Annotated in this window: 19 protein-coding genes; 8 read left to right on the forward strand and 11 right to left on the reverse strand. The window is 61.7% G+C overall.

The window, feature by feature from the left end:
• Nucleotide 1 precedes the first annotated feature (1 nt).
• Both FN060_RS09570 and FN060_RS09575 read left to right on the forward strand, forming a co-directional pair.
• Complete coding sequence (locus FN060_RS09570; protein ID WP_077546524.1) at nt 2–1219, forward strand: GNAT family N-acetyltransferase; 1218 nt, start codon at nt 2–4, stop codon at nt 1217–1219.
• Nucleotides 1216–1641, forward strand: coding sequence for an HIT family protein (locus tag FN060_RS09575; RefSeq protein ID WP_077546525.1), 426 nt, complete (start codon nt 1216–1218; stop codon nt 1639–1641). Before FN060_RS09570 ends, FN060_RS09575 begins: the two co-directional genes overlap by 4 nt.
• A gap of 56 nt (nt 1642–1697) precedes the next feature.
• On the opposite strand, the gene FN060_RS09580 is transcribed toward FN060_RS09575, so the two are convergent.
• The 9 genes from FN060_RS09580 to FN060_RS09620 form a co-directional block, all read right to left on the reverse strand.
• Nucleotides 1698–2555, reverse strand: a complete 858-nt coding sequence (locus FN060_RS09580; RefSeq protein WP_142587840.1) for an urea carboxylase-associated family protein — start codon at nt 2553–2555, stop codon at nt 1698–1700.
• A 50-nt stretch (nt 2556–2605) separates the two neighbouring features.
• Nucleotides 2606–2944, reverse strand: a complete 339-nt coding sequence (locus FN060_RS09585) for an AzlD domain-containing protein (protein ID WP_142587841.1) — start codon at nt 2942–2944, stop codon at nt 2606–2608.
• Complete coding sequence (locus FN060_RS09590) at nt 2934–3695, reverse strand: AzlC family ABC transporter permease (protein ID WP_142587842.1); 762 nt, start codon at nt 3693–3695, stop codon at nt 2934–2936. The genes FN060_RS09585 and FN060_RS09590 overlap by 11 nt, the downstream gene beginning before the upstream one ends.
• A gap of 84 nt (nt 3696–3779) precedes the next feature.
• Complete coding sequence (gene clpA / locus FN060_RS09595; RefSeq protein ID WP_142587843.1) at nt 3780–6299, reverse strand: ATP-dependent Clp protease ATP-binding subunit ClpA; 2520 nt, start codon at nt 6297–6299, stop codon at nt 3780–3782.
• A gap of 9 nt (nt 6300–6308) precedes the next feature.
• Nucleotides 6309–6662, reverse strand: a complete 354-nt coding sequence (clpS, locus tag FN060_RS09600) for an ATP-dependent Clp protease adapter ClpS (RefSeq protein WP_052642018.1) — start codon at nt 6660–6662, stop codon at nt 6309–6311.
• Between the two features lie 227 nt (nt 6663–6889).
• Nucleotides 6890–7240: a phasin family protein gene (locus tag FN060_RS09605; RefSeq protein WP_142587844.1), complete on the reverse strand. Its 351-nt coding sequence runs from the start codon at nt 7238–7240 to the stop codon at nt 6890–6892.
• Nucleotides 7241–7343: 103 nt separating this feature from the next.
• Nucleotides 7344–7547, reverse strand: coding sequence for a DUF3126 family protein (locus tag FN060_RS09610; protein ID WP_052638625.1), 204 nt, complete (start codon nt 7545–7547; stop codon nt 7344–7346).
• Between the two features lie 125 nt (nt 7548–7672).
• Nucleotides 7673–8497 carry a serine O-acetyltransferase gene (gene cysE, locus FN060_RS09615; RefSeq protein ID WP_077546531.1) on the reverse strand — a complete coding sequence of 275 codons (825 nt, stop codon included), beginning with the start codon at nt 8495–8497 and terminating at the stop codon, nt 7673–7675.
• 114 nt (nt 8498–8611) lie between these two features.
• Entirely contained in the window at nt 8612–9388 is a 777-nt protein-coding gene (locus tag FN060_RS09620) for an alpha/beta fold hydrolase (protein ID WP_142587845.1), read from the reverse strand.
• Nucleotides 9389–9536: 148 nt separating this feature from the next.
• On the opposite strand from FN060_RS09620, the gene FN060_RS09625 reads away from it, so the two are divergent.
• Complete coding sequence (locus tag FN060_RS09625) at nt 9537–9782, forward strand: zinc-finger domain-containing protein (protein ID WP_142588460.1); 246 nt, start codon at nt 9537–9539, stop codon at nt 9780–9782.
• Between the two features lie 17 nt (nt 9783–9799).
• Nucleotides 9800–10963 carry an FAD-dependent monooxygenase gene (locus tag FN060_RS09630; protein WP_142587846.1) on the forward strand — a complete coding sequence of 388 codons (1164 nt, stop codon included), beginning with the start codon at nt 9800–9802 and terminating at the stop codon, nt 10961–10963.
• Between the two features lies 1 nt (nt 10964).
• Here the strand turns inward: FN060_RS09630 and FN060_RS09635 are convergent, their stop codons facing one another.
• Nucleotides 10965–12155, reverse strand: a complete 1191-nt coding sequence (locus FN060_RS09635; RefSeq protein WP_142587847.1) for a cystathionine beta-lyase — start codon at nt 12153–12155, stop codon at nt 10965–10967.
• Between the two features lie 328 nt (nt 12156–12483).
• Here FN060_RS09635 and FN060_RS09640 point away from each other — a divergent pair, with 328 nt between their 5' ends.
• The 4 genes from FN060_RS09640 (at nt 12484) to FN060_RS09655 (ending at nt 16745) form a co-directional block, all read left to right on the forward strand.
• Nucleotides 12484–13506, forward strand: coding sequence for an amino acid ABC transporter substrate-binding protein (locus tag FN060_RS09640; RefSeq protein ID WP_142587848.1), 1023 nt, complete (start codon nt 12484–12486; stop codon nt 13504–13506).
• A 95-nt stretch (nt 13507–13601) separates the two neighbouring features.
• Nucleotides 13602–14795, forward strand: coding sequence for an amino acid ABC transporter permease (locus FN060_RS09645; protein ID WP_142587849.1), 1194 nt, complete (start codon nt 13602–13604; stop codon nt 14793–14795).
• Nucleotides 14796–14798: 3 nt separating this feature from the next.
• Nucleotides 14799–15956, forward strand: a complete 1158-nt coding sequence (locus FN060_RS09650) for an amino acid ABC transporter permease (protein ID WP_142587850.1) — start codon at nt 14799–14801, stop codon at nt 15954–15956.
• 15 nt (nt 15957–15971) lie between these two features.
• Nucleotides 15972–16745 (forward strand): amino acid ABC transporter ATP-binding protein, encoded by a 774-nt coding sequence (locus FN060_RS09655; RefSeq protein WP_142587851.1) that lies wholly within the window; start codon nt 15972–15974, stop codon nt 16743–16745.
• A 91-nt stretch (nt 16746–16836) separates the two neighbouring features.
• Here the strand turns inward: FN060_RS09655 and FN060_RS09660 are convergent, their stop codons facing one another.
• Nucleotides 16837–18777 (reverse strand): 3-hydroxyacyl-CoA dehydrogenase NAD-binding domain-containing protein, encoded by a 1941-nt coding sequence (locus tag FN060_RS09660; RefSeq protein WP_142587852.1) that lies wholly within the window; start codon nt 18775–18777, stop codon nt 16837–16839.

An 18777-nucleotide genomic window follows, 5' to 3' on the forward strand; every position in this document is an offset into this window, starting at 1 on the left:
GATGACAGAACCGCTCTCCATCCGCATCGAGAAGAGCTTTGCCGCGATCACGCCGGAACGCTGGTCGCGGCTCGCCGGCACATCGAGATCCGGCCACGGCATCTACAATCCGTTCCTGTCGCACGCCTACCTGTCGGCCATGGAGGAATCCGGGTCGGCTATCGCCAAGACAGGCTGGCTCGGACATCACACGCTGCTGGAGGACGCCGCGGGCACGCTGCTTGGCGCCATCCCGGGCTACCTCAAGAGCCACAGCCAGGGCGAATACGTCTTCGACCATGGCTGGGCTGACGCCTTCGAACGCGCCGGCGGCCAGTACTATCCGAAGATCCAGTGCAGCATCCCCTTCACGCCGGCGACCGGCCCGCGCCTGCTCGTATCGGAGGGGCAGGATGAAGCGTCCGTTCGAGCCACCCTGGCAGCAGGTCTCCAGCAGGTGACACGACAGCTCGGCGTCTCTTCCGCCCATGTCACCTTCCTGCCGGAGGAAGAACTGCCCTTCTTGGAGGAAGCCGGGTACCTGCACCGCACGGACCAACAATTCCACTTCATCAATGCCGGCTATGCCGACCACGACGCCTTTCTCGACACGCTCGCGTCGCGCAAGCGGAAAGCCCTGAAGAAGGAACGTCGGACGGCGGTGGAGGACGGCATTACCATCGACTGGCTGACCGGCAGCGATCTCACCGAAGACATCTGGGACCAGTTCTTCGCCTTCTACATGGACACCGGCAGCCGCAAGTGGGGCCGTCCCTACCTCACCCGCAGTTTCTACTCGCTGATCGGCGAGCGCATGGCTGACGACATCCTGCTGGTGATGGCGAAGCGCGCCGGCCGCTATATTGCCGGCGCCATCAACTTCATCGGCGGCGACGCCCTATATGGCCGTCACTGGGGGTGCATCGAGGATCACCCCTTCCTTCATTTCGAAGTCTGCTATCATCAGGCGATCGATTTCGCTCTCGCCAGGGGGCTGAAGCGGGTCGAGGCCGGTGCGCAGGGCGAGCACAAGCTGGCGCGCGGATACCTGCCGGTGACGACGCACTCGGCGCACTACATTGCCCATCTGGGCTTGAGGCGGGCGGTGGCCGACTATCTCGAGCGGGAGCGCCGTGACGTGGAGCACGTCGGCGAATACCTCGAGGCGCATAGCCCCTTCCGAAAGGGAGAACGACAGCAGCAAGGACCATCAAGAGACGAAGGAGAGGATTGCCAATGAGCGGCCAGATCTATGACGACAACAACATCTTCGCGAAGATCCTGCGCGGCGAGATCCCGTGCCACAAGGTCTACGAGGACGACGATACGCTGGCTTTCATGGATGTGATGCCGCAGGCTCCCGGTCACCTGCTGGTGGTACCGAAATCGCCGTCTCGCAACCTCCTCGACGCAGACCCGGCGGCATTATCGAAGACCATCCCGGTTGTCCAGAAGCTCGCGAAGGCGGCAAAGGAAGCCTTCGACGCCGACGGGATCTTCATCGCCCAGTTCAACGAGCCGGCCGCCGGTCAGACGGTCTATCACCTGCACTTCCACGTCATCCCACGCCGCGAAGGCGAGCCGCTGAAGCCGCATTCTGGCAAGATGGAAGACGGTGACATCCTGAAGGCCAACGCCGAGAAGATCAGGGCCGCCCTGTAAGGCATACTCGCAAACCAGAAGGGAGGCTCAGCCTCCCTTTTTTCAACGCACGGATGTCAGACCGGACTCACATAGCCGTTCCGGTCCGGAAACGGCCAGTCCGACAGGAGGTCCATGTCCGGCCGGAACACTTCCACCTTCAAGGGATAGCAGGCGGCCACATCGCTTGAATGCGAGCTGCCACAGTCTCCTCCCGGGCAGGCGGAGAGAGCACCCAGCAGGTCGATCTCGGCGAAGAACTCCAGGTAGTCCCCCGGCCGCACTGGGCTCGCCTTCATGAAGTACTGGTGCGTGTCCTTCGTGAAGCCGGTGCACATGAAGACGTTCAGGACGTCGTGGACATGCGGTTCCGCCTCCTTGAACGACATTCCCCGGGCAGAAGACAGTGCGCGGCAAAGGTTGGAATGGCAGCAGTTGTGATAGTCGCCGCCGCTCAGCAGCCGGTTCGTGTAGGGATCGCAGCGCGTGCCGATGACATCATGCACGCCTGCACCATCATCGTCCCAGCCATACCAACCGAGCGTATCGTGGGTGATGGTGGCCATGGGCCGCAGCGACGGCAGCGTGCTCCATAGCCGATCACCGACGGACACGTGTGTCGCGTGCAGCGCCCTGGTCTTGCCGCTGAAGAACCGTTCATTGAGGTCGTGGGCGTTCCACAGGTTGAGATCCCCGACCTGCGGCCCCTCAATGCTGACGACGCGGAAGATATGCCCCCTCGGCACCGTAAATGTGCGCCCGTCACGCGGCGGCACGATCACCTCGTCGATCTTCTCCAGCGTCTCCCGGGCCGTCCCCAACCTGGCTAGGTCCGGCGCCGCCAGCGTCCCGTTCGGATAAACCACTACGGGCTTTTTCGAGCGGCGCTCGGCCGCGTCGGCGGGTTCTGCTGGGCGACGTATTCTGTCTGTCATGGGGATTCCGTATGGGTGAAGCATGGTGTGGATTGGCAGGTTGGGTAGCGCTAGAAGCCAAGCCAGTAAAGACCAAGGCCCAGGAGTAGGGTAGAGGTGACGACTGCAACGCCGATCCGCTGCCCCGCGATCAGGAATGCACCAAACCCCACCCCGGCAGCAAAAAGTCGCAGCCAGAGCGGCGACTCGGCAAGCGTTCCAGTGGGGAAGACGATGAGCTTGGCGGTCACGGCCATCACCAGGGCCGTGGCAACCGCCCTCACCCAGTGTAGCGCCTCGGAATCCTCGTCCAGCCTGTTGCCAGCCAGGACCCCGAGCCACCGCCAGATGTCGGTTGCCAGCCAGCCGGCGACGGCGATCACGATATAGGGCCACCACTCATCGCCCATGCAGCTTCTCCGCCTGAACCGCCCGCTTTCGTCCCCGGATCCAGAAGCGATCGATGACATAGGCGAGCGTCCCACCGCCAATGCCCGCATAGAGAACGTCAAATCCCGGTGAAACAAGTGCCAGCAGCGGACCGGAAGCGACCCCGATGACAAACGCAAGCCGGACCACCGCCTGCCGGGCCGTCGCCCAGATGGATGCGAGGAAATAGACAGGCGTCAGCATGAACAATGCACCTGAGACAACCGGCGGAAACGCTTCGACCACTCCATAGCAGACGGAGACGATCAGGGTGTTGGTCAGCGTCAGCGTAATCCCAAATCCGGCGAAGAAGGTCGCCCTATGCTCCCGCGGCACGTCCCGGAGACGCTGCGTCGCAAAAACCCAGGCTGTGATGGCGACGAAGTGCGATAACAGCAGGAGCAGCCAGGTAGGGGTGCGCTCCGTCCGCATCTCCGGAACCAGCGACGCAACCATCGGCATCATGCGGATGGACGAAAGCGTCACGGCGACGAAACACGCAGCGATATGAGCGCCGCTCGCCATCATGCCGACGAGGATCATCTTCGCCGGCAGCGCCCAGATCGAGATGGTCATGAAGATGGCTTCGCCTCGCGAGATTCCCGATTCGAAGGCAAAGGCGCTGAATCCGACGAAGGAGGTCATCAGGATGATGGCGGGCAGCGAAGTGATGCCCCGCATCCCGGTCAGGAACCAGAAGGAGGCGGACTGCGTATCACTGCTTGGCGACATTAGGAAACCGAAGGCAAGGCGGACTGGCCGCAGGAAAAGGCAATGCCGGGCAAGATACCCGGCATTGCCAATGTGGTGATATCGTTACTTCGACTTCGGCACGCGTGGCACAATGCTGCCCTTGCGAGGTGGCGTCTGCGGCGCCTCCTCAGAGGCCGTCACGTCGGCTTCAGCCATCGGCCTGGCGGGTTCGCCATCATCCCTGCCCTTGGACTTCTTTGCGGGACGCGACTTCTTCGCCTTCGCGCCAGCCTCTTCCGAAGCCTCTTCGACTTCGGCTTCCGGCTTCGGCTTCACCGGCACGGCTTCCGGGATGCACTCCAGGATCAGGCCGTCTGTGCCATCTTCCTGCTTGCCGACCGTTACGTGAACGACGCCACCCTTGCGCAGCTTGCCAAACAGAATCTCGTTGGCGAGCGGCTTCTTGATGTGCTCCTGGATGACACGCGCCAGTGGCCGTGCGCCCATGCGCTCGTCATAGCCCTTGTCCGCCAGCCAGGCGATTGCATCGGGCTGCAGGTCGAACGTGACGTTGCGTTCGGAGAGCTGCGTTTCCAGTTGCATGACGAACTTCTGAACGACCTGGTGGATCACCTCCGTCGGCAGCGGCGCAAATGGGATCGTCGCGTCGAGACGGTTGCGGAATTCCGGCGTGAACAGGCGGTTGAGCGCCTCTTCATCCTCGCCCGTGCGCTTGGAGGAACCGAAGCCGATCGCGGCCTTGGCCATTTCCGAAGCGCCCGCATTGGTCGTCATGATCAGGATGACGTTGCGGAAGTCGATCTTCTTGCCGTTGTGGTCGGTCAGCGAACCGTGGTCCATGACCTGCAACAGGATGTTGAAGATGTCCGGATGCGCCTTCTCGATCTCGTCCAGCAAGACCACGGAATGCGGGTGCTGGTCGACGCTGTCGGTCAGCAACCCACCCTGGTCAAAGCCGACATAGCCGGGAGGCGCACCGAGCAGACGCGAGACCGTGTGCCGCTCCATGTATTCCGACATGTCGAAGCGCAGCAGTTCCACGCCGAGCGACGACGCCAATTGCTTGGCGACTTCGGTCTTGCCGACGCCGGTCGGGCCGGAGAAGACGTAGGCGCCGATCGGCTTGTTCGGTTCGCGAAGGCCGGCACGGGCGAGCTTGATCGATGTCGAAAGGGCTTCGATTGCCTTGTCCTGGCCGTAGACGACCGAACGGAGTTCCTTCTCCAGGTTGGCGAGAACCATCTCGTCGTCCTTGGAAACCGTCTTCGGCGGGATACGGGCCATGGTCGCGATCGTCGCCTCGATCTCCTTCTCGGTGATCAGCTTGCGCCGCTTCGAGGCAGGCAACAGCATCTGTGCAGCACCCGTCTCATCGATGACGTCGATTGCCTTGTCCGGCAGCTTCCGGTCGGAAATGTACCGGGCCGAGAGCTCGACCGCGGACTTGATCGCCTCGTTCGTGTAGCGGAGCTTATGATACTCCTCGAAATAGGGCTTCAGCCCCTTCATGATCTCGATCGCATCCTCGACCGAAGGTTCATTGACGTCGATCTTCTGGAAGCGGCGGACGAGCGCCCGGTCCTTCTCGAAGAACTGGCGGTATTCCTTGTAGGTGGTCGAACCGATGCAGCGGATCGCACCGGAGGAGAGCGCCGGCTTCAGGAGGTTCGATGCATCCATCGCACCGCCGGACGTAGCACCCGCCCCGATAACGGTGTGGATCTCGTCGATGAACAGAACCGCGCCGGGATAATCCTCCAGTTCCTTCACCACCTGCTTCAGGCGTTCTTCGAAGTCGCCCCGATAACGGGTGCCAGCGAGCAGCGTGCCCATGTCCAGCGAGAAAATGGTGGCGTCGGCGAGTGCCTCGGGCACCTTGCCCTCGACGATGCGCTTGGCGAGACCTTCGGCGATTGCCGTCTTGCCGACGCCGGGATCGCCCACATAGAGCGGATTGTTCTTCGATCGGCGGCAAAGGACCTGGATCGTCCGGTTGACCTCGGAGTTGCGGCCGATCAGCGGATCAATGCGGCCGCCCTTGGCCTTCTCGTTGAGGTTGACACAATAGGCTTTCAGAGCCTCTGCAGGCTTCTTGCCGGATCCATCCTCCTGCTCGCGCGCCGGTTTTGCGTCGGCATCGCTTTCGTCTGCGCCGCGAGGCGGACGTATGGTAGAGGCACCGGGCCGCTTGCCGATCCCGTGGGAGATGTAGTTGACCGCGTCGTACCGGGTCATTTCCTGCTCCTGCAGGAAAAAGGCGGCATGGCTTTCGCGCTCCGCGAAGATCGCAACGAGCACATTCGCGCCGGTGACCTCTTCCCGGCCGGATGACTGGACATGGATGACGGCGCGCTGGATCACGCGCTGGAAGCCGGATGTCGGCTTGGAATCCTCGTCGTAACCGGTGACTAGATTGGCAAGCTCGTTGTCGACGTAGTCCATCACGGTCTTGCGCAGGGCATCGAGGTTGACGTTACAAGCACCCATGACCGCTGCTGCATCGGCATCGTCGATCAATGCCAGAAGCAGATGCTCGAGCGTGGCATATTCATGATGCCGCTCATTCGCATATGTCAGTGCCTGGTGTAGCGCCTTTTCAAGACTAGGCGAAAAAGTTGGCACGTGGGCTCCTCACTTCTTTTCCATCACGCACTGGAGCGGATGCTGGTGCTGCCGGGCAAAGTCCATGACCTGGCTAACCTTCGTCTCCGCGACCTCGTACGTGTAGATTCCGCATTCCCCCACGCCATGATTATGAACGTGGAGCATGATCCGCGTGGCTGCTTCGCGATCCTTCTGGAAGAAACGCTCCAGAATGTGGATGACAAACTCCATCGGCGTGTAGTCATCATTCAACAGCAGTACGCGGTACAGATTTGGTTTCTTCGTTTTCGGCTTCGTGCGGGTGATGACGGACGTGCCGCGATTAGCGTTGTCTCCGTCGCCGCTTTTGTCATCTTGCATCAAGATCGGCCGTGCGATCATCTTCATTCATTCCCCAGTCGTCCGACGAACGCGATCGGCTCGAGCGGCGGACATCAGATCGTACTAACTTAGTTCATCGGGCTGCGATTTTAAGCCCCCCTCGCCGCCACGCAATCACTATTCCGTCCCGGACCCGCTCCAGCCGCAAATTCTCAAGTCGTCGGAATCACGAGGCCGGCAACGGATCCGTCACCGGCCTCTTAAGTTATGCTGGCTCTTACTTCCGGTCAGGCCGCGTCGGCGGCCACAACCTCGGTCGAAACGGCTGTCGAAGGTTGCGGCTGGAGCCTGTAGCCGGTCTTGGCAAGTTGCGCATAGAGTTCGCCAAGCTTGGCTGCCTCGGCAACGAACGCATCATAGGACGACTTCATGTAGCCTGTCTGGATCTGGTAGGCTTCTTCCATGCCGCGAGCCGACATCAGCGATTCCATGAATGCAGTCATTTCGTTGAACGACCGGCGGGAATAATCGCTCGCCTCGGCCGCAATGAGTTGGAAGCCCTTGGTCATATCGGAGTAGCTTTTCAGCATCTCCTCCATGGTCTCCATGCTTTTGCTGGCATTATCGAAACTGAACATAGCAGTGCCCCTTGTTCATTCGCACCCGCTCATAGAATGGCGCGCTTCTCCGTGAGTCAAGGAGTTTTGTGCAGCGCACAAAGTATACAGTCCCCACGGGGGCTCAAAGATCGACGTCAAGGATCGCCATCGAGAAATTGTACGAGCGGTCGCCGTCTTCATCATCGAGGTAGACGACGCCCAGGAACTCTTCGCCAAGATAGACTTCTGCGGAATCGTCCTTCCTCGGCCGAGCCTTGACAACCATCTGCGGATTGAACATCCGCTTGAAATAGCCGTCCAGCTTCTTGATTTCGTCAGGTTTCACGATGTCTTCTCCGTAAGCGGTTCGGTTCGCGGCGCTTGTGCCATGCCATCAAGGGCAAAGTAAAGGCAGGCACCAACCCGCCGGCACTTTTCCGGCGGGGGCGGCAAGTACCTTGCCTCCATCGCTCACTCGTCGGAGGTCAGCAACTGGTCCATCAGCCGGGCCGGTTCGGAGCATCCGGCCTCCCCGACCACCTTGGCGGGAACCCCCGCCACCGTCTTCTTCGACGGTACCGACTTGAGCACGACGGACCCCGCGGCGACACGCGAGCAGGAACCGATATCGATGTTGCCGAGGATCTTGGCACCAGCCCCGATCAGCACGCCATTGCCGATCTTCGGATGCCGATCGGCTCCTTCCTTGCCGGTACCGCCAAGCGTTACGCCATGCAGGATCGAGACGTTGTCGCCGATAACTGCCGTTTCACCCACCACGAGGCCCGTGGCGTGATCGAGGAAGATTCCCTTGCCGATCCGCGCTGCCGGATTGATGTCGGTCTGGAAAACGCTTGACGCGCGGCTCTGGAGATAGAGTGCAAAGTCGCGGCGCCCGCGCGCAAGCAGCCAGTGCGCCAAACGATGTGTCTGTATCGCGTGGAAGCCCTTGAAATACAGCACCGGCTCCAGGAAGCGCAGGCAGGCGGGATCGCGATCATAGACGGCTTGGATATCCACCCGCAGGACGCTGCCCCATTCGGGCCAGTCGGCCAGCATTTCCGCAAAGGTCTGGCGAAGCAGCACGGCCTGAAGGTCGGGATGATCCAGGCGCTCGCAGATCCTGTGGATGACGCTGTCCTCCAGCGACGTGTGATTGAGGACTGTCGAGTAGAGGAAGGCCGCCAGGAGCGGATCGCTGTCGGCAGCGGCCCTCGCCTCCTGACGCATCGTGTCCCAGATGGGATCGACAGTCGCGACAGGCTCCTTCGGGCGGATCTCGGTTCTTGCGGCCATGGCCGTCTCCTCGTTTCTCTAGCCGTCGGTCATATAGAACGAACGATACAGCAAGACCAATGGCAACGAAATCGCATTTCGTTGACGGCTATGTTCAATCACAGCGAACGCCGATCAGTGTTCCGCATAGAAATCGAGCACAGCCTTCTTGAACACCTTGTCACCGACCGCCAGCATGTGGTCGCGGCCCGGAATGTCGAGCGCCCGTGCATTCGGCATCAGCGCCGCCAGCTTGTGGGGCGAACCGGCGATATCATCCTTGGTTCCGACCCCGATCAGGGTCGGGGCTTCAATCCGGCCCATATCGGCTTCTGCCACCAAATCCCGCGAACCGCGGATGCAGGCGGCCAGCGCCTCCCGGTCGCTTCTCGTCTGCTCCGCGAACGCGCGGAACATCCTGCCGCGATCATGATCGACGTCATCGAGCGAAGGCGCCAGAAGCGCATCGGCGATCGGATCCCAGTCCCCTACGCCGTCGGTCATCCCGCTGCCGAGCCCGCCCAGGACGAGCGACCTGACACGATGCGGGTGAGCGAGCGCCAGGAAGACCGATATCCGCGCGCCCATCGAATAGCCCATGACGTGCGCCTCGGGTATCCGCAGGTGATCGAGAAGCGCAACGGCATCTTCGGCCATGACCCAGGGGCGGTAGGCTTCCGGGTCGCGCGGCTTATCACTGAGGCCATGACCGCGGTTGTCGATCGCGATCACCCGGTATCCCGCCTCGCCCAGCGTCTTCACCCAGCCCGGATGGACCCAGTTGACCAGAGCGCTGGAGGCAAAACCGTGGATCAGGAGTACGGGAGCCCCCGCCGGGTCGCCCTCGTCCAGATAGTAGAGGTCGAGGCGGTCGTGGCGGAAGGATGAAAACGGCGGAGCATTGAGGTTCATGGAATAGCCTTGGTCATAGCCGGACGCATCAGGGGCATGTATTCCGGCCGCCCCCGAGTTTCCAGTCTCCCGCGGCCCTTTTCCCACTACACATTCCCATGCGGGGACTATAATGTCCGCCACCAACGACAAGCATTCGGAGACGACCATGGCTGGGCACAGCATTCCCCATTTCCAGAACGACGGCGGACATCGCATGATCGAGATCGGCGTGAAGGAGTTCATGTGCACCGGCGCCTCGGTGCCCTTCGACCATCCGCACATCTACATCGACATGGGCGACGACAGTGAAAAGGTGTGCTCCTATTGCTCGACCCTCTACCGCTACAACCCGACACTCAAGCCTGAGCAGACGAACCCTCCGGGATGCGTCTTCCACGTCAAGGCCGCCTGACGCGAAGTCACTGATCCATGTCCGTCGAGAGAGTCGCAGTCGTTGGGGCCGGAGTGGCAGGGCTCACCGCTGCGCTCTCCTTCGCGCGCCATGGCATCGCCTGCGACATCTTCGAGGAGGCGCCGGAGCTCCGAGAGGTCGGCGCAGGGCTTCAAATCTCGCCCAATGCCTCGCGGATACTTGGCGAATTGGGAGTTCTGCCGGCGCTTGAGGCCACCTGGGTCGAACCTGAGCGGATCGCGCTCGTGTCGGGAACTTCGGGCCGCAACCTGGCCCATGTTCCGGTCGGGGAGTTTGCCCGGCAGCGGTGGGGCGCGCCCTATGGCGTCCTGCATCGGGCAACACTTCAAGGCGCATTGCAGGCGGCGGTTCGCTCCAATCCCCTCTGCAGTCTTCGCCTTGGCACCCCGCTGCGTTGCGACATCCGTGCGAGCATCAAAGCCGTTGCCAACAAATCCTATCCTCTGATCATCGGCGCCGATGGTGTCTGGTCCGAGGTCCGCGAGCAGGTCCCCGGAGCTCCGGTCGCGAGCTTTTCGGGCAACGTCGCCTGGCGCTTCAACCTACCCCAAGCGAACGTCCCCGAGTGGCTGTCACTCCGACAGGTAACCGCCTATCTCGGCCCGTCTGCACATCTCGTCGCCTATCCTCTGAAGGATACCAACAGCATCAATCTCGTCGCGATCGCGTCCGGCATCTCATCGGCGAATGTCTGGGATGCAACGGCAAGTGATACCCAGCATCGCATGCTGATGGCGCAATTCGGCAGGTGGGACAGGCAGCTGCTTCAACTTCTCTCGTCTGCCGAAAACCCGACCTTCTGGCCGCTCCATCACGTCTCGACAGGCCGATGGCAGAACGGCAGCGACATCGTCCTCATCGGCGATGCGGCCCATGCGATGATGCCGTTCGCGGCCCAGGGTGCTGCAATGGCGATCGAAGACGCTTTCGCTTTGGCAGCACGAGTGTCCGGCGCAACGTCGATTGCGAAGGCAATTTCCATGTTCGAGGCAGAGCGGACGGAGAGACTTGCCCGCGTTCGCGCCCGTGGAGCGTTCAACCGCTTCGCCTATCATGCCCGCGGCCCCATACGCCTCGGGCGCGATCTGGTTCTTGCGGTAAAGCCGCCGCAGTCGCTGGCTGCGGAGCTTGACTGGCTTTACGGCTACCGGACGTCGTGAATTAGACAGCCGCTGCGGCCGCGAAGCCGGCCTCGAGATCCTTCTTCAGGTCTGCAACATCTTCGAGCCCGATCTGCAGCCGGATAACCGGTCCATCCAGTGGCGCCTTGCGGATCGTCCGGTCCGAAAGGTTGACCGGCACCGCCAGGCTTTCATAGCCACCCCAGGAGTAACCGAGCCCGAAGAGCGACAGCGTATCGAGCAAGGCATGGGCCTTCTTGCTGAAACGGCCGGCATCGTCGACCTTCAGCACGAAGGAAAAGACGCCGCTCGCTCCTTTGAAGTCGCGTTTCCAGATCTCATGCCCCGGAAAGCTCGGCAAGGCCGGATGCAGGACCCGCGCGACATCATCCCGGCTCTCCAGCCACCGCGCGATCTCGAGTGCGCTTTTCTGGTGATGCTCCAGTCGGACGCCCATCGTCCGCAATCCACGCAAGATCTGATAGGAATCGTCCGGCGAGCCGCATATCCCCATCGTGATGGCAGCATCATGCAGTTGCGGCCAGTACTTGGCGTTCGCGGACACCGATCCCATGATGATATCCGAGTGTCCGGACGGATATTTGGTGGTGGCATGGATGGAGATGTCAGCCCCGAAATCCAGCGGGCGGAAGTAGAGAGGCGTGGCCCATGTATTGTCCATGGTCACCACGCATCCGTGACGGTGGGCCGCCTCCGAGATGGCCCGGATATCCTGCATCTCCATGGTGTTGGAGCCAGGAGCTTCCGTATGCACCAGCCTCGTGTTCGGCCGCATCAGGGTCTCGATCCCGGCGCCGATCTCGGGATCATAGTACTCGATCTCCACGCCCAGCCGCCTCAGCATCGTGTTGCAAAAGAGCCGGCACGGGGCATAGACGGAATCGACGATGAGCGCATGGTCGCCCGCAGAGAGGAAGGCCAGGAACGGCACCGAAATCGCTGCGAGGCCTGAGGGGACCACGATGGTTCCGGCGGAGCCTTCGAGCTCATCAAGAGCTTCGCACAGCGCGTCCGTGGTCGGCGTGCCTCGTGTTCCGTAGGTATATTTCTGCGCCCGTGTCTCCATGGTGCGGCAATCGGGGAACAGGACCGTCGATGCATGGACTACCGGGGGATTGACGAAGCCGTGATAGCTGAACGGGTCATGCCCCACATGGGCAAGACGCGTGTTGACGCCGGCGTCGGCGGACAAGGTAGACCTGTTTTTCATGTCGGAAGAGGCTCTCTGCTGGAAGGTGGCGGGATGTTGCCGCCTGTCGTGAGGCCGGTCAAGCCCGAGGCGACAGCTGCGGATGGCGCCATCGCCAATGCATTCGGCAACCAATGCCTAAGGTTTGTCAGTCTGTCACTGCATTAGGCATATCAGGAAGGTTTGACTCTTTTTGGACACAATTTGAACGCCGCAGGCTTGACCATGCTGGCGTTTACGACTGTGATAGCGCTCCCCGCATCCGGGAGGTTGGTGGGGCGCGGCATGGGTTCGGCTGTCGAACTTCATCGCGACGAGATCAGAAAACCAAAAGATAAAGGTTGGGAAAATGAAAAAGACGCTTCTGTCTGCCACGATTGGCGCAGCAGTCCTGGGCGCCGCCTCGGCTGCGTCCGCTGCCACCCTTGACGACGTCAAGGCGAAAGGTTTCGTACAATGCGTGGTCAACACCGGGCTTGCAGGCTTCTCTGCGCCGGATGCGTCGGGGAACTGGACCGGTTTCGACGTCGACTACTGCCGCGCAATTGCTGCTGCCATCTTCAATGATCCCTCTAAGGTCAAGTTCACCCCGACCACCGCACAGACCCGCTTTACGGCGCTGCAGTCGGGTGAAGGCGACGTGATGTTCCGCAACACGACGTGGACGATCAACCGCGACACGGCTCTCGGCCTCAATTTCCGTACCGTCAACTACTATGACGGCCAGGGCTTCATGGTCCCGAAGTCGCTCAACGTAAAGTCGGCGCTTGAGCTCTCCGGCGCCGCGGTCTGCGTCCAGTCCGGAACCACGACCGAGCTGAACCTGGCTGACTACTTCAAGGCCAACAACCTTCAGTACAACCCGGTCGTCTTCGAAAAGCTGCCGGAAGTGAACGCCGCCTACCAGGAAGGTCGTTGCGACGTCTATACGACCGACCAGTCGGGCCTCTACTCGATCCGCCTGTCGCTCTCCAATCCTGACGAGCACATGGTCCTGCCGGAGATCATCTCCAAGGAGCCGCTCGGCCCGGCAGTCCGCCAGGGTGACGACCAGTGGTTCGACATCGTCTCCTGGAGCCACTACGCTCTCGTTCAGGCCGAGGAATTCGGCATCACGCAGGCAAACGTCGACGAGATGAAGAACTCCGAGAACCCGGAAATCCGTCGTCTTCTCGGTGTTGAAGCCGATTCCAAGATCGGGACCGACCTCGGCCTCGGCAATGACTGGGCATACAACATCATCAAGCACGTGGGTAACTACGGCGAGGTGTTCGAGCGCAACATCGGCATGAGCACGCCGCTGAAGATCGAGCGCGGCCTCAATGCACTGTGGACCGATGGCGGCCTTCAGTACGCAATGCCGATCCGCTGATCAGCAATCGATCCGGGATGAGGCGGCTTAGCCTCATCCCTTCTCAATCATAAGAAAAGAAGACCCGAAAAGGGTCGAAGGGGAAATAGGCCGGCATGACCGATCACGCTGTAGCTGCGCCGCCCGCTGGACGATCGTTGACATCGTACATCTACGATCCGAAGTTTCGCGGGCTGTTCTTCCAGGCGCTCACTCTCGTCATCACCATCTTCGTGGGTTGGTGGATATTCGACAACACGACCGAGAACCTAGCGCGCTCAAACACCGCTTCTGGCTACGACTTCCTGAAAGGCCGCGCCGGATTTGATATCGGCCAGTCGCTGATCCCCTATTCAAGCGATTCCACCTACGGCAGGGCGATTTTCGTTGGTTTCCTGAACACGCTGCTCGTTGCGGCGGTTGGGATCGTCACCGCAACGATCATCGGCTTTCTGATCGGCGTTGGGCGCCTCTCCCGGAACTGGCTGATCGCCAAGCTTTGCACGATCTATGTCGAGGTGTTCCGCAACATCCCCGTGTTGCTTGTCATCTTCTTTTTCTACAAGGGGGTCCTTGGTGCACTACCGCAGGTGCGCGATTCCCTGGAGCTGCCATTCAGCATGTTCCTCAACAATCGCGGCCTGGCTTTCCCCCGGCCGATATGGGGAGATAGCGCCATCCTCATCCCGATTGCCTTCGTCGTCGCAGTCATTGCCGCTCTTGTCATCGCGCGATGGGCAAAGGCGCGCCAGGCAGCGACGGGACAGCCATTCCACACCGTCTGGACCGCCATCGGATTGATCGTCGGGCTGCCGTTGCTTGCCTTTCTCCTCGGCGGGATGCCGCTGACGTTCGACTACCCGGTCGCAGGCCGCTTCAACCTCACCGGCGGCAGCGTGATCGCGCCGGAATTCGTGGCGCTTTACCTCGCACTCGCATTCTATACCGCGTCGTTTATCGCGGAGATCTTCCGCGCCGGCATCAAGGGCGTGCCTAAGGGCCAGACGGAAGCCGCGTCTGCGCTCGGGCTGCAGCCATCGGCGACGACGAGGCTGGTCGTCATGCCGCAGGCAATGCGGATCATCATCCCGCCGCTTACGAGCCAGTATCTCAACCTGACCAAGAACTCCTCGCTCGGCATCGCCATCGGCTTTCCCGAACTCGTGGCGACGGGCGGAACGACTATGAACCAGACCGGGCAGGCGATCGAGGTCGTGTCGATCTGGCTGGCTGTGTATCTCAGCATCAGCATAGTGACGTCGATCTTCATGAACTGGTTCAACGCCAAGATGGCGCTGGTGGAAAGGTAAGTGATGAGCACGAACTCTCTCGGCTTTGTCCGCACCGAACTCCTCGCTCCCCGCCCTGCCCCCGCCAGCGAAAGAAGCGCCATCGGCTGGATCCGCGGCAATCTCTTTGCGACGCCAAAGGACACGGCTCTGACGATCCTAGCGATCGCCCTGCTTGTCTGGACTGTCCCGGACATGCTGAACTGGCTCTTCTTCGACGCCGTCTGGAGCGGATCTGACCGAACCGCCTGCCTCACCCTTGCCCAGGGAGGCGTCCAGCCCGATGGCTGGAGTGGCGCATGCTGGGCTTTCGTCAGCGAGCGTTTCGAACAGTTCATGTTTGGCCGCTACCCGATTGACGAGCGCTGGCGCCCCACTCTCGTCGCAGTCCTCTTCGCCGCCGTTCTGGCCCCTATGCTGATGCCGCGACTGCCCTACAAGGGATGGAACGCGCTCGTTCTCTTTGTCATCTTCCCGATTGTCGCTTTCTTCCTGTTGCATGGCGGTGTCTTCGGGCTGCAAAGAGTCGAGACGCCGCTCTGGGGCGGCCTGATGGTCACGCTCATCCTGTCGTTCGTCGGGATCGCTGTGTCCTTGCCGATTGGGATCCTGCTCGCCCTCGGCCGACGATCGCATCTCCCGGTCATCCGGGTGATATGCGTGACCTTCATCGAGGTCATCCGCGGCGTGCCGCTGATTACCGTCCTCTTCATGGCCAACGTCATGCTGCCGCTCTTCCTGCCGACGGGCTGGACGATCGACAACTTCCTCCGCGCCCTCGTTGGCGTGGCGCTATTCGCGTCGGCCTATATGGCCGAGGTGGTTCGCGGCGGCCTGCAGGCGATCCCGAAGGGTCAGTACGAGGGCGCGGATTCCCTCGGCCTGACCTACTGGCAGAAGACACGGCTGATCATCATGCCGCAGGCGCTCAAGCTCGTGATCCCCGGCATCGTCAACACCTTCATCGGCCTCTTCAAGGACACGTCTCTGGTGTCCATCATCGGGATGTTCGACTTGCTCGGGATCGTGCAGTTGAACTTCACCGATACGCGATGGATCACGCCGATCACGCCAAGCACCGGCCTGATCTTCGCCGGGTTCATATTCTGGTTGTTCTGCTTCGGGATGTCGCGCTACTCCGCCTTCATGGAGCGCCATCTCGACACCGGCCACAAACGATAAGACAAGGGGAAAACAATGGCTGACGCCCAACCAATCACGCCTTCCGTCTCCGCCACCGATATTGCGATCGATATCATTGGCATGAACAAGTGGTACGGAGACTTCCACGTGCTGCGAGACATCAACCTGCGCGTCATGGCGGGCGAACGTATTGTCGTCGCCGGCCCGTCAGGGTCCGGCAAGTCGACGATGATCCGCTGCATCAACCGGCTGGAGGAGCACCAGTCCGGCCGGATCGTCGTCGATGGCATCGAACTCACCAACGACCTCAAGAAGATCGATGAAGTGCGTCGCGAAGTCGGTATGGTGTTCCAGCACTTCAATCTCTTCCCGCACCTGACGATCCTGGAGAATTGCACACTCGCGCCGATCTGGGTTCGCAAGATGCCAAAGAGGAAGGCCGAAGAGATCGCCATGCACTACCTGGAGCGGGTGAAGATCCCCGAGCAGGCAAACAAATATCCAGGCCAGCTTTCCGGCGGCCAGCAGCAACGCGTGGCAATCGCCCGCTCGCTGTGCATGAGCCCGAAGATCATGCTCTTCGACGAGCCGACCTCGGCCCTCGACCCGGAGATGATCAAGGAAGTCCTCGACACGATGGTGAGCCTCGCAGAAGAAGGCATGACGATGATCTGCGTGACCCACGAAATGGGTTTTGCCCGCCAGGTCGCCAATCGCGTCATCTTCATGGACCAGGGTCAGATCGTCGAGCAGAACGAGCCGGCGGAGTTCTTCGACAACCCTCAGCACGAGCGTACCAAGCTCTTCCTGAGCCAGATACTGCACTAGGCGCGATCAACACGACAGATAATCAAAAGGCCGCGCCGGCGATACCGCGCGGCCTTTCTGGTTGCCTGTGTCAGCAGCAATCGATGACGGGCTATTTCGCGCGTGTGGCGAACATCGGCCCGCCGCGCCAGCGCGGGAAGCCGTAGCCGTGGATCTCAACGAGGTCGATGTCCGAAGCCTGCCGTGCGATCCCCTCGGAGAGGATGGCGGTCCCCTCCTCCGCCATCGCGCTCACCAGCCGCGCGGCGATCTCCTCGGCCGGCAAGTCAGCCCCGCCGGTGACCTGCAGCGAAAGCAGGTCGGACACCGCAGTTGATGGCTGCGGTGTCCGATCGCCTGCGGCATAGTCGTACCAGCCACCCCCGGTCTTCTGTCCCTTGCGCCCCGCGCGAACGAGAATATCGCCCAGGGTCTCTGGCACATCCTGCCCCTCTGCCCGTGCACCTTCGCGCTGCAGGAAGGCGATATCCAGACCACCCAGGTCCTGGGCTTCGAAGGGCCCCATGGCGAAACCGTAGGAGCGCATGGCGGCATCGATCGCGTCGATCGCCACGCCCTGCCGCACCAGCGCCTCGGCGGAAGCGCGATACCGCTTCAGGATGCGATTGCCGATGAAGCCTTCGCAGATGCCGGCCTGAACCGGGATCTTGCCAAGCATCCGCCCCAGCGCAAAACCCGTGGCGAGCACGCCCGGCGCCGTCTCAGGCACCGGCACGATCTCGAGCAGTTTCATGACATTGGCGGGGCTGAAGAAATGCAGGCCGATGAAGCGTTGCGGATTGGGCAGCCCTTCGGCGATCAGTCGGGGATCGAGGTAGGACGTGTTGGTTGCAAGCACCGCATTGGCACGGCAGGTCTGCCCCAGCTTGTCGAAGACCGCTCGCTTCACCCCGATTTCCTCGAACACCGCCTCGATGACGAGATCGGCATCAGCCAGAGCCGCATAATCCGTTGTGCCGGTAACCCCGGACGATTTCTCGGCGGCGGCTTCCGCCGTCATGCGGCCCCGCTTGACTGCACCGTCATAGACGTTGCGAATGTTGGCAAGGCCTCTATCCACCGCTTCGCCATCCCGCTCGACCAACACGACCGGAAGCCCGGCATCGCGCAGGGCGACGGCAATGCCTGCACCCATGGTGCCTCCCCCCACGACGCCGGCCAGCCGGATCGGCAAAGGCTCTGCTGCAGCCAGATGAGGGGGGCGCCCGGCCGCGCGCTCTGCGAAGAATACATGACGCAAGGCCGCCGCCTGCTCCGAACTCCGAAGTTCCAGAAATGTCGCCCGCTCAAATGCCATGGCATCGGAAAAGTCAGCCTCTACGGCCGTCCGGAGACATGCGAGCGCTCGGAGCGGCGCAGCCTCGCCGCGCGCTCGCTTCGAGATTGCCTTCTCCTGCCTCTCCCAGAACTCTGGTTCGGGCGCCTCGACAGGCCGCTGCGAGACAGGCGGTGGCAGCGGACGTTCGAGCGCCGCACGGGCAAAGGAGATGGCTTCACTGCGCAGATCACCCGTGACGACGGCATCCACGAGCCCAAGGGCGGCAGCCTTCGCCGCCTTCACCGGCTTGCCGCTGGTGACCAGCTCAACCGCAGCCTCGACGCCGGCAAGACGCGGTGTTCGGGCCGTTCCGGATGCACCGGGAACAATGCCAAGGCCAACCTCGGGAAGCCCGACCGAGGCGCCGTCCAGTGCGATACGGAACCGGCACCCCATGGCGATCTCGAACCCGCCGCCAAGGGCCGATCCATGGATTGCTGCGACCCACGGCTTTGCGGCACCTTCGATACAGTCGACCAGATCAGGAAGGTGTGGCGGCACCGGCGGCTTGCCGAACTCGGTCACGTCAGCACCGGCGATGAAGGTCCGTCCTTCGCAGATCAGCACCACGGCCCGGACGGACGGATCGGCATCCAGCGCACCGACCGCATCCCAAAGCCCCTGTCGGAGCATCTGACCCAGTGCATTGACGGGCGGATTGTTGACGGCAACGACAGCGATCTCGCCTTCGCGGGTGATGGTGACGACAGACAT

Source organism: Pseudorhizobium halotolerans, from assembly GCF_902153235.2.
GTDB classification, from domain to species: domain Bacteria; phylum Pseudomonadota; class Alphaproteobacteria; order Rhizobiales; family Rhizobiaceae; genus Neorhizobium; species Neorhizobium flavum.